General features: G+C 49.9%; 11 protein-coding genes and 3 pseudogenes. 7 read left to right on the plus strand and 7 right to left on the minus strand.

Going from position 1 to position 9,903, the window contains the following annotated elements; translation table 11 throughout:
- Positions 1-136 precede the first annotated feature (136 nt).
- The 3 genes and pseudogenes from GA0061070_RS20865 to azuC form a co-directional block, all read right to left on the minus strand.
- Positions 137-491, minus strand: a pseudogene (locus GA0061070_RS20865) (DJ-1/PfpI family protein); the annotation flags it as partial.
- 5 nt (positions 492-496) lie between these two features.
- Positions 497-748, minus strand: coding sequence for a DUF2766 family protein (locus GA0061070_RS20870; RefSeq protein ID WP_090123589.1), 252 nt, complete (start codon positions 746-748; stop codon positions 497-499).
- A gap of 111 nt (positions 749-859) precedes the next feature.
- Positions 860-943, minus strand: coding sequence for a stress response protein AzuC (gene azuC, locus GA0061070_RS20875; protein WP_017458329.1), 84 nt, complete (start codon positions 941-943; stop codon positions 860-862).
- A gap of 213 nt (positions 944-1,156) precedes the next feature.
- Between azuC and GA0061070_RS20880 the strand changes: the two genes are divergently transcribed.
- Positions 1,157-2,581, plus strand: a complete 1,425-nt coding sequence (locus GA0061070_RS20880; protein WP_090138082.1) for an MFS transporter — start codon at positions 1,157-1,159, stop codon at positions 2,579-2,581.
- A 39-nt stretch (positions 2,582-2,620) separates the two neighbouring features.
- On the opposite strand, the gene GA0061070_RS20885 is transcribed toward GA0061070_RS20880, so the two are convergent.
- Positions 2,621-3,259, minus strand: coding sequence for an RpiB/LacA/LacB family sugar-phosphate isomerase (locus tag GA0061070_RS20885; protein ID WP_035887538.1), 639 nt, complete (start codon positions 3,257-3,259; stop codon positions 2,621-2,623).
- Between the two features lie 244 nt (positions 3,260-3,503).
- Between GA0061070_RS20885 and yecR the strand changes: the two genes are divergently transcribed.
- Positions 3,504-3,836, plus strand: a complete 333-nt coding sequence (gene yecR / locus GA0061070_RS20890; protein WP_208598193.1) for a YecR family lipoprotein — start codon at positions 3,504-3,506, stop codon at positions 3,834-3,836.
- 195 nt (positions 3,837-4,031) lie between these two features.
- The gene (gene ftnA / locus GA0061070_RS20895) at positions 4,032-4,529 is read left to right on the plus strand and encodes a non-heme ferritin (protein ID WP_090138086.1); all 498 of its coding nucleotides are present in this window, start codon (positions 4,032-4,034) and stop codon (positions 4,527-4,529) included.
- 40 nt (positions 4,530-4,569) lie between these two features.
- Here ftnA and GA0061070_RS20900 read toward each other — a convergent pair whose 3' ends face one another.
- Positions 4,570-4,809, minus strand: coding sequence for a YecH family metal-binding protein (locus GA0061070_RS20900; RefSeq protein WP_090138088.1), 240 nt, complete (start codon positions 4,807-4,809; stop codon positions 4,570-4,572).
- Positions 4,810-5,048: 239 nt separating this feature from the next.
- Between GA0061070_RS20900 and tyrP the strand changes: the two genes are divergently transcribed.
- From tyrP to GA0061070_RS20925, 4 genes and pseudogenes are all read left to right on the plus strand, one after another.
- A complete protein-coding gene (gene tyrP, locus GA0061070_RS20905; protein WP_090138090.1) occupies positions 5,049-6,260 on the plus strand; it encodes a tyrosine transporter TyrP in 1,212 nt (403 codons plus the stop codon).
- Between the two features lie 323 nt (positions 6,261-6,583).
- Positions 6,584-7,627 (plus strand): annotated as a pseudogene (locus GA0061070_RS20910) (phage portal protein).
- A gap of 531 nt (positions 7,628-8,158) precedes the next feature.
- Positions 8,159-8,425 (plus strand): type II toxin-antitoxin system RelE family toxin, encoded by a 267-nt coding sequence (locus GA0061070_RS20920; RefSeq protein WP_090138092.1) that lies wholly within the window; start codon positions 8,159-8,161, stop codon positions 8,423-8,425.
- An 84-nt stretch (positions 8,426-8,509) separates the two neighbouring features.
- Complete coding sequence (locus tag GA0061070_RS20925) at positions 8,510-8,884, plus strand: helix-turn-helix domain-containing protein (RefSeq protein WP_090138094.1); 375 nt, start codon at positions 8,510-8,512, stop codon at positions 8,882-8,884.
- 30 nt (positions 8,885-8,914) lie between these two features.
- Here the strand turns inward: GA0061070_RS20925 and GA0061070_RS20930 are convergent.
- A pseudogene (locus GA0061070_RS20930) lies at positions 8,915-9,594 on the minus strand (DNA adenine methylase).
- A 98-nt stretch (positions 9,595-9,692) separates the two neighbouring features.
- Positions 9,693-9,903, minus strand: a 211-nt coding sequence (locus GA0061070_RS20935; RefSeq protein ID WP_167353606.1) for an ATP-binding protein, incomplete at its 5' end; no start/stop codon positions are given.

The following is a 9,903-nucleotide window of genomic DNA, read 5'->3' on the forward strand; positions in this document are numbered from 1 at the left end:
CGTACATAAATTCAGCGATATAGCACATAAAATCAGCCGTATTTGTCGGACAAATAGAAAGGATGAAAGCAGGATAATCCATAACATCAGCCAGCTTATCCTTGTCCCGGATGCAGGACGCATCCGGGCAGAAAAATCACCAGCTATAGTAGATATGCTTGGTGTGATCCCGCGCTGCAGTTTCGTCTCCCTGCAAACGCGCGGCAATCGTCAAGGCAAAATCGAAAGTCAGCCCGAGGCCTTTACCGCTAATCAGGTTGCCATCTTCCACCACTGGCGCGTCGACATACTCACCATCATCGACAGTTTCGTACAGATCGCCAGAGCAGACATAGCGGCGGCCTTTCAGCAAGCCATTACCGCCCAGCACGCGTGCAGCAGCGGAACAGAGCGGGCAAATTAGCTTGCCGGCTGCGTTGTGCTGTTCAACAAATTGCGCCACCAGCTTTGCTGGCAGCCAGATTCACGCTGCCTTGCGGCCCGCCAGGTATCGCTCTTAGTGAGCTTCACCCTGAGGAGTAAATTTCAGTTCAATTAAGGCGATAGCTTTCTGGATTGCACGGCGGGTAACCGGGTCGGTAGCTGCCGGATGGGTGGCAAAATCGATGCTCTTAAGCTGGTGAGACATTTTCTCACGCACTTCAACCGGCGCGATGACGTCGATAACGTCGAGGATCTGTTTGATGACAAGCTGACAGGCAACGATATCGGATACCAGTTCCTGGTCGGTGGAGAGATTCTGTGACATAGGCGCTCCTTAAATAAAGTGCGCCATAGTAGCGGGAATTCGTGTATATGAGTAGGTTTGGTCACTGGACGACGGGCATAAAAAAACCTGCTTCAGCAGGTTTTTTTATCATCAGAACATAGCGCCTGGCGGTACGTCTTTGAAAGTTTTGCAATAAGTTTCAAACATATGTTTCAGAATTTTACGCAGTTTCATTTTTTGCTCCGCCAATTTGTTATGCAGGTGTTACGTCTCAATGTGCACATAATATGACATCCATCACAAAAACCAATCAGCACGTGATAGAAATCACGTTTCAAAAAATGAAAATGCAGTAGCTTTGTTAAAAATCCAGTTATAAATCTTGCGGTTATCACGCTAAAATTTTTTTTAGTATTCTCTATTATTTTTGCAAATGGCAGACTCACAATGCGTGAAGGTACCCTTTTGCGGAAGACAGGAGGTCTTTCTCCCGCTGCGCTACTGGTAGCTGGCGCTTTCTTTATGGAGTTTATCGACGGTACGGTAATCACTACCGCCCTGCCGGATATGGCAAAAACGTTTGGTGTCGAAGCCGTCGCGCTGAACATCGGTATCAGTGCTTATTTAATTACCCTTGCCGTGCTGATCCCGGCTAGCGGCTGGATTGCCGATCGCTTTGGCGCACGCAGTGTCTTTTCGCTGGCGCTGGCTATCTTCACCATTGCTTCTATATTGTGTGGACTGTCGACCAGCGTAGAAATGTTCGTCAGCATGCGTATTTTGCAGGGCGTAGGCGGCGCATTGATGGTGCCAGTTGGGCGTCTCGCCGTACTGCGCACCACGCCAAAACATCAGCTTATTACCGCCATCGCCACGCTAACCTGGCCCGCGCTGGTCGCGCCGATCATTGGCCCACCGCTGGGGGGATTTATTACACATTACGCTAACTGGCGCTGGATCTTCTTTATTAATGTGCCGCTGGGGATTATGGCGATTTTGCTGGCGCTGCGCATCATTACCAATGTTCGTGAAGAGGAGCGACGCCCGTTCGATTTGCCGGGGTTTATCGCCACGTCGGTGCCCATGGTTAGCCTGGTGTATGCCATGGAAGCTTTAGGCGCAGAGCATCCGCAAGGCGTTCTAACCAGCGGATTGCTGATCCTGGACGGTGTAACACTGGCACTTACTTTGCGTCATTTTCGGCGGGCGCAATGGCCGATGATCCGGCTGGATGCGATGCAAGTGCCGACATTTCGCGTGACGATGTACGGCGGCTCGCTGTTTCGCGCATCAATAAGCGCCGTCCCTTTTCTGCTACCGCTGCTGTTCCAGGTCGGTTTTGGTATGGATCCGTTCCACGCCGGGTTGCTGGTGCTGGCGGTATTCGCCGGTAACCTGACGATCAAACCCGCCACAACACCACTGATTCGCTGGCTGGGCTTTAAAAAATTGCTGTTGATTAATGGCGCGCTGAATGTGCTGGCGCTGCTGGCCTGCGCTTTTCTTACCTCAACAACGCCTGTCTGGCTCACCTTCGTGGTGCTGTTCCTGGGCGGCGTCTTCCGCTCGGTACAGTTTACCGGTGTCAGCACACTCGCCTTTGCCGATGTTCCGTCACCACAAATGAGTTATGCCAATACGCTATTCAGTACCGCTACACAGCTGGCTGTCGGCCTGGGTATCACGCTTGGTGCAATTGGTATTCGTACTGGTGAACATATCAGTGAGTGGTTGCATATCACTGGCATTGAAGGGATCAGTTTCCGGCTGGCGTTTGTGTTTATCGCGCTGATTTGCCTGGCTGGCATGTTTGATACATTGCGCCTGACCAGAGATGCCGGTAGCGCAGTATCGCAGAAGAAAAAAGCGTAAATGGCCCGCCGCAGCCAGGCTAGCTGCGGCGGGCTTTTATCAGGCCAGCACTTCGCGAACGAAGGCTTCAATCTCTTTGTTCTGGCAGTGTTCAAAGAAGCACTGCTGGAAGCGCTCGCCGGAGACGGCCGTTTTCACCAGTTCACGGTCAATGGCGCGCAGGGAATCGAGATAATTGTCTTTAACCACCGCAGCTTTCACCTGGTTCAGGATCCCTGCATTACGTACCTGCGGCTCTTTACGCTCCGGCGGATAACCTTCCCCTTTACGGCCGGTAAAGGCTTTCTCAAAAATAAAGCGCACGTTCAGTTCCGCGCCCCAGCCAAAACCTTTCGCAAATGGCAGCGATAACGCATTACCGTTGTTGATCTGAGCAAACAGGAACGCATCCGCGGGATCAATACAGTAGCCGCACACCACGCCCGGATGAATGTTCAGCGACATCAGCGCGCCCTGCCCGGTACCGCAGCCAGTTACGACAAAATCCACGGCTTTCGCGTTCAGCAGAATACTCGCCATAATGCCCAGGTGGATATAGGTCAGATGATGGTCATTCTCGTCGCTCATACCGACGTTAAACACCGGAAAATCTTTTTCATCGGCAACGGCTTTCAGCTCTTTCAGAATGATGGCATTTTTAGCCGCCTGACTGTTTTCCATCATCAGTGCAATTTTCATTTTTGATCTCCTGTGAACATGCTTCAGATAGCAAAGGTTGGATAAACCATACTACCTGACAAACACATTTTCAAATTTAATGAAATTTCGTTTTAAAAATCAAAAGCAGGTTCACAGTTTTGCATCAATCCCTCGTCGTTTCGCCGTCGCGATTAGTAGCGTCAGTTCCACGGGTTATTCCGCTGATTGCCTACAGATCCACACGTTAAGATGAGAACATGCCAAAATGAATCAGAGTGATTTCATGAAGAAAATTTTTGTTGCCGCCTCGCTGCTCCTGCTTGCTGGCTGTACCCTCACCAAAGAGGCGCAAGTCAGCAGTGTCGATACCACCAGTGGACTGGTGCGTCTGAGCTATAACCAGTCGATGATGCAAACCGCCAATTACGACCAATACACCGCACAAGGCACAGCTAACAAGCAGTGCCAACAAATGGGTTATGCTACCGCAGTACCTTTCGGCCGACCGGTCGAAACATGCAGCTTGATCAGCGGTTCAGTTTGCATGAATACAAAAGTTACTATTCAATATCAGTGCCGCGGCATGGCCTTTTCCCGTACCACTGGTAGTTGGTAATTTTCGGGCCAGCAATCATGCTGGCCTGCGCGTTTATTAATAATAAAAACAATTCTCATTTATTTAATTAACCGCGTCACCGCGTGGTATTTCATTCAATTATTTAATAAATGATTTTTCATTTAACCTTTTGCAAATAATTAAATAAAAAATTATAGTGGCCGCAATTCCATTTATATTTCCCGGAGCTATGCCATGTTAAAAGCAGAGATGATTGAAAAATTAAATGAACAAATGAATCTGGAACTTTTTTCTTCCCTGCTTTATCAACAGATGAGCGCATGGTGCAACTACCACAGCTTTGAAGGTGCCGCAGCTTTCCTGCGCCGCCATGCGCAGGAAGAGATGACGCATATGCAGCGTCTGTTTGACTATCTGACGGATACCGGTAACTTGCCACGCATCAATACTATCAAATCCCTGGTTGCCGATTATGCTTCTCTGGATGTGTTGTTTCGCGCCACTTACGAACATGAACAAGTGATCACGCATAAAATTAATGAACTGGCACACGTTGCAATGACCTCTCAGGATTATCCAACCTTTAATTTCCTGCAATGGTATGTTGCCGAACAGCACGAAGAAGAGAAATTGTTTAAATCGGTTATCGATAAATTAACGCTTGCGGGTAAAAGCGGCGAAGGTTTGTATTTTATCGATAAAGAACTGGCGACGCTGGGCACACAGAAATAATTATTCAGGCGGTAAGTAATACTTTTTACCGCCCTTTTTATTAATGTTTGCAGATTTTACTTTCGTGGGTGGAAAAACCCTCTTCAGCCGGAATGAATTTTCCGCGCGCCGCTAAGAATGTCACCACTTCCGCCGCTGTCATTCCCTCTGCTGAGCAAGTATGAAAACGCGCCGTTTCCCCGAAGCGTTTGGTAACGGCCGCTGTGAGGCTCTCCGTGGTGTAATGTTCTCCTGATGCAATCATCATATTCAGTACTTCGTGGCCATGTATTGATGCCATAAATCCTCCTCGCAAAAGATGCATCATAAACACAACATTTCCTGAAGGTATTGCGTTAAGACAGGTTTACATGCATCCGACACAACAAGCCTATCGTCCGATCCGCTTGTGCTGACACTTTAAGCATCACCGTAAATATATCGTTACGATTCATGTAACGGTCGTTTGACGAAACCACTGAATTATCTTAACCTGCGCCGCAGTTTGGGCTGGTAGTGCGTTTTATTACAGAGGAAAGCGTGAGAAATCGAACATTAGGGAGTGTTTTTATCGTCGCTGGCACCACGATCGGCGCAGGGATGTTGGCAATGCCGCTGGCAGCAGCTGGCGTTGGGTTTGCCACCACTTTTGTGTTACTTATCGCGCTGTGGACCGTGATGTGTTACACCGCCCTGCTCTTGCTGGAGGTTTATCAGCATGTTCCCGCCGATACCGGACTGGGGTCGCTGGCAAGGCGTTATCTTGGTCGCTATGGGCAATGGATCACTGGTTTCAGTATGATGTTTTTAATGTACGCGCTGACCGCAGCGTACATCAGTGGCGCAGGGGAATTGCTGGCGTCCAGTATCAGCCAGTGGTTTAACGTTGCGCTTTCGCCAGCCGCCGGTGTGCTGCTGTTCACTATTATTGCCGGTGGTGTCGTATGCGCTGGTACTTCGCTTGTCGATCTGTTTAACCGCGCTCTTTTCAGCGCCAAGCTCCTCTTCCTCGTGGTGATGCTGGCGCTATTAATGCCGCACGTTCACCAGGCGAATTTGCTGACCATGCCGCTGGAAAAAGGGCTGGCGCTGTCGGCAATTCCGGTGATCTTCACCTCGTTTGGTTTTCACGGTAGCGTGCCGAGCATTGTGAGTTACATGGGCGGCGATATCCGCAAGTTGCGCAAGATATTTATCACCGGCAGCACCATTCCGCTGGTGGCCTATATTTTCTGGCAGCTTGCAACACTCGGCAGTATTGATTCATCAACGTTTATGGGGCTACTGGCCAGCCAGACCGGATTAAACGGGTTGCTGCAAGCTTTGCGCGAAGTGGTGGCCTCGCCGCATGTGGAACTGGCCGTTCATCTGTTTGCCGATCTGGCGCTGGCGACCTCTTTCCTCGGCGTGTCACTGGGGTTATTTGATTATCTCGCGGATCTTTTCCAGCGACGCAACAATGCTGCCGGACGCCTGCAAAGCGGAATAATCACGTTCCTGCCGCCGCTGGCCTTTGCGCTGTTTTATCCACGAGGATTTGTGATGGCGCTCGGCTATGCTGGCGTCGCGCTTTCCGTGCTGGCACTTCTGTTACCGTCAATGCTGGCCTGGCAAAGCCGGAAACATAATCCACAGCACACTTATCGTGTTCCCGGCGGCAAGCCTGTATTGTGCCTGATTTTCGCCTGTGGCATTGCGATTATCGCCATTCAGTTTTTAATCGTCGCCGGTTTGCTACCTGAAGTGGGATAAGCCTGAAAAAAACGCGCGAGAAGGTTCGTGCGTTTTTTTGTGCGGTTGATGATATCAAAATGGCCAGCAGATTTTATTTCAGAAGCCCGATGCAATAACGCTTCGAATATTTTCACCGGTGCTGTAAATCGCGTCGCTTGATATCCAGGTTGCCCGCGAGATTATCAAGATCGGACGATACAGCATGGCGGGTTCATCACCTATGACACTGACCGCTCGCGCGGCGTCAGCCACGGTGATTTAGTCTGGGCGAATATGCTCGCCATTATTAACGAACCGCTGGGCCAGGAGAGTGGCAGCGGCGGGTTTGCTATGGAGTTCTGATGAAGAAGCGCACATACAAAAATAAACACACTGCCAGCAGTGGCAGTGCCGGACAGCCTGATATCTCTGACGCGCTCAAAAGCGATCCGGCGCTCAGCGCCTTCACCTTTGACGGGCCATATTCGGTCACAGACGGCTATGATCTGCTTGATAGCATGTGTTGCGTCGACAATGGCCGGTACTATGAAACGCCAATAGACTGGAAAGGGTTAACCCGTGCGTTTGCACAATCCCCGCTGCATCAGTCGGCGCTTTACTTCAAACGCAATGTAAGGGGCAACGTTACTCTCACGACAGGCTTTCTCTGCGTTTGCGCTGGACTGGTTTGTCTTCGGAAATGCCTACCTTGAGCGTCGAACTAATGTCCTTGGCGCTCCGCTCAAACTCCAGCATGTTCTGGCACTGAACACGCGGCGGGGGAGCGATATTGATACATACTGGTTTATCCGGCAGTGGAAGGATGAATACGAGTTCATGTCGGGCGAGGTCTGCCACATCATGAACCCGGACATTCACCAGGAAATCTACGGTATGCCTGAATAATGGGCGCGCTACTGTCCGCCAGCCTGTCACATTCCGCCGATAAGTTCCGCAAACTCTATTACGACAACGGCTCACATGCCGGATGTATTCTCTATGTGGGCGCGGCACAGGTGGATCAGGAAAGAAGTATAAAGGTGGTTCAAAAGAAGCTCTCACAGGCCAGAGGGAAAGGCGCATTTAAAAACGTACTGATCCACGCTCCTGGCGGCGGCAAAGACGGCGTGCAACTGTTGCCATTCAGCCAGATATCGGCCAAGGATGTGTTTCTTAACATCAAATCAGCAACGCGCAGCGATTTGCGTGACGCTCACCGCATCCCAACGCAGTTGATGGGCGCAATGCCTGAAGGCAATGGCTCGCTCGGTGATGTTGAGAAGGCCGCGCGCGTCTTCGCCATCAACGAAATGTTGCCTGTGATGGAAGCCATGAAGGGAGTCAATGACTGGCTCGGTCAGGAAGTGATCCGCTTTAATCCCTACGCTCTGCTCAAAGACGAGTAACCCAACACACACGCTGCACATTCTGCGGCGATTCTCCTTCAATAATTTTCAATCCCCGTATGACCGGCCACCACCAGATAACAACTCAGTACGACCTTTAACGCCCCTCACTCAGAACGCATGAGCGCCATTCTGGCAGACGCAAACTGCAATCGACCCCGCTTACATCCAGAAGCGAGAAAATGCGCCGGGAAGGCGAAAAAGATCGAAGAATGGCAATTTAAGGCATCCCCTCCCTACCCCCTGTCGCGTGGGCTGTTCCCCCGTCACCTGCGCGCGACATTTGCTTCGTTTTTTGTGCATTTCTAGATCCGGGGCCAGACCATGCCACCACAGGGCGTAAAGGACATAAATAGCTTCAAAAAAATTGTGCAAATTTGTGCACTATTGTGCGAAAGAACGATACCACTTCGGCAACTTTCTATATAGGGTTTTAATATAGGGATTATTGACAAATAAAGGTGTTTTACCCTATATTATCAACATCCCGTACAGGGTACGTTCTTTAAAATTTACTTCTGAGGTTTTGTCATGACGACAGTGATCAAATGGAAGACCAGAGCCGTTAAAGATCTGCGTGCTCTGCCTTCACAAGACCAAAAACCAGTGCGCGAAAAAGTAAACGCATTACAGGCTTACCCTGATATTCATGGGCTGGATATCAAAAAACTCACGGATAAAAACGGTCAGTACCGACTGAGGGTAAAAAACTACCGCGTGTTATTTGAGATGGAAGGCGGAGAGATTGTAGTGATAGATATCCTTCGCATCCTGCGTCGCACGTCGACAACGTACTAAGGCTAGGCGGGGAAACCCGCCGCCCTTTTAACCCGGAATGTAAATTTTAAGAACTAATCGACCATTAACCTAAAGGAATCAAAAATGTCCGCAATCCAATTCATCACCGACAGCAATGGACACAGAGTGTCCGCTGTAGTGCCGATTGAATTGTTCGAAAAGTTAACCCGTGACAGTGATCTTGACGAGTTATACGAACCAGTTCAATTCGACGACGACACATCACCAGATACCAGATACCCGAATGAGGTTATTAACATTTTGTCTGAAAAGAATTGCACCATGCAGGCCGCATGGCGCATCTACAGAGGTATGACGCAAAAGCAAGTCGCTGATGCGCTGGGTATAACACAGGCTACCGTTTCGGAATTCGAGAAGTCAGAAAGACCACGCAGAGACAATATAGAAAGACTGGCAAAATTATATAGATGCACCCCAGAACAATTGATACTTGAATGACATTATGGCCCCGCTAGTCGGGGCTTTGTTTTATATATCCACTTCCGCCAGCGCAACCATAATTGCCAGGCGTTCGGCTGGCGGTAACGCTGCAAACTTTTCCTTCCAGCGCCTTGCCTTTCGCTTAATCCGGTAACGATCGTTATAGTCTTTACCAGCGAACGTGTGCGAGTACGCGCCTCCCTCCGGGTAGTTCATCCAGATTTTTTCTGTTCGCACCCCGCCGCGCGTCATGGCCTGAAATTCTTTACTGAGCCAGCCCGTTAACGTTTCGTCATAGAGCCGCGACGGATAACCAGACAGGATCACGCTGACGTTTTCCGGTAGGTTTATGAGGCAGGCTAACAGGCGCTCATGATCGGCAACCGTATATTCATGACGGTAGCGGGCGCGACTGGTGCGCGTTTCAAGCAGATAGGGAGGATCGGAATAAACCAGCACGCGGCCATGTTGAGTAAAGTCTTCTCTTTCCAAAAAACCTACAGCATCACCGTGATATAGATGCAACCGGGGCGGGATTTCCCCCATACCTGACCAGCGATCCCGCGTTAATTTAAAAGCATTTTCATCGACATCGATACCAATCGTCCTGGCTGCAACATCACCGCCCCACTGCCTAGGTGGGTTTCAATGTAAGTATCATGCGGCGGCATTTCAGCAATAATCTTCTGATAAACCCCGCTTGCCGCTTTACTTCCCAGATAGCTCATTCTCCTGCGTATTCTGGCGAAGTTGAACGGTTATTCCGGGGGAACGTGAACGCGTTATTTCCTAACGCGCCCTAACTTCTTTTTATTACACCGACCGTTCACTTTCCGTCAACCTGTGCCAGTCGTTTTCTCATCGACTCACCTTTCATTTCCAGCCGGTGGGAGTTATGCATCAGACGATCAAGGATCGCGTCTGCCAGCGTGTTATCTCCAACGCAACCGTACCACTCATCCGTTGGCAACTGGCTTATCATCACCGTAGCGTTCTTTCCGTATCTGTCATCCATCAGTTCCAGCAGATCGTTACGC

Origin of the sequence: Kosakonia oryziphila, from assembly GCF_900094795.1 — a bacterium.
Taxonomy (GTDB): domain Bacteria; phylum Pseudomonadota; class Gammaproteobacteria; order Enterobacterales; family Enterobacteriaceae; genus Kosakonia; species Kosakonia oryziphila.

Excerpts from the sequence above, each read along its gene's own strand:
- GA0061070_RS20885 (WP_035887538.1), bottom strand. The coding sequence starts at position 3,259 with ATGAAAATTGCACTGATGATGGAAAACAGTCAGGCGGCTAAAAATGCC.
- ftnA (WP_090138086.1), top strand. The coding sequence starts at position 4,032 with ATGTTAAAAGCAGAGATGATTGAAAAATTAAATGAACAAATGAATCTG.
- GA0061070_RS20880 (WP_090138082.1), top strand. The coding sequence starts at position 1,157 with ATGCGTGAAGGTACCCTTTTGCGGAAGACAGGAGGTCTTTCTCCCGCT.
- GA0061070_RS20925 (WP_090138094.1), top strand. The coding sequence starts at position 8,510 with ATGTCCGCAATCCAATTCATCACCGACAGCAATGGACACAGAGTGTCC.
- GA0061070_RS20870 (WP_090123589.1), bottom strand. The coding sequence starts at position 748 with ATGTCACAGAATCTCTCCACCGACCAGGAACTGGTATCCGATATCGTT.
- GA0061070_RS20900 (WP_090138088.1), bottom strand. The coding sequence starts at position 4,809 with ATGGCATCAATACATGGCCACGAAGTACTGAATATGATGATTGCATCA.
- yecR (WP_208598193.1), top strand. The coding sequence starts at position 3,504 with ATGAAGAAAATTTTTGTTGCCGCCTCGCTGCTCCTGCTTGCTGGCTGT.
- GA0061070_RS20920 (WP_090138092.1), top strand. The coding sequence starts at position 8,159 with ATGACGACAGTGATCAAATGGAAGACCAGAGCCGTTAAAGATCTGCGT.
- azuC (WP_017458329.1), bottom strand. The coding sequence starts at position 943 with ATGAAACTGCGTAAAATTCTGAAACATATGTTTGAAACTTATTGCAAA.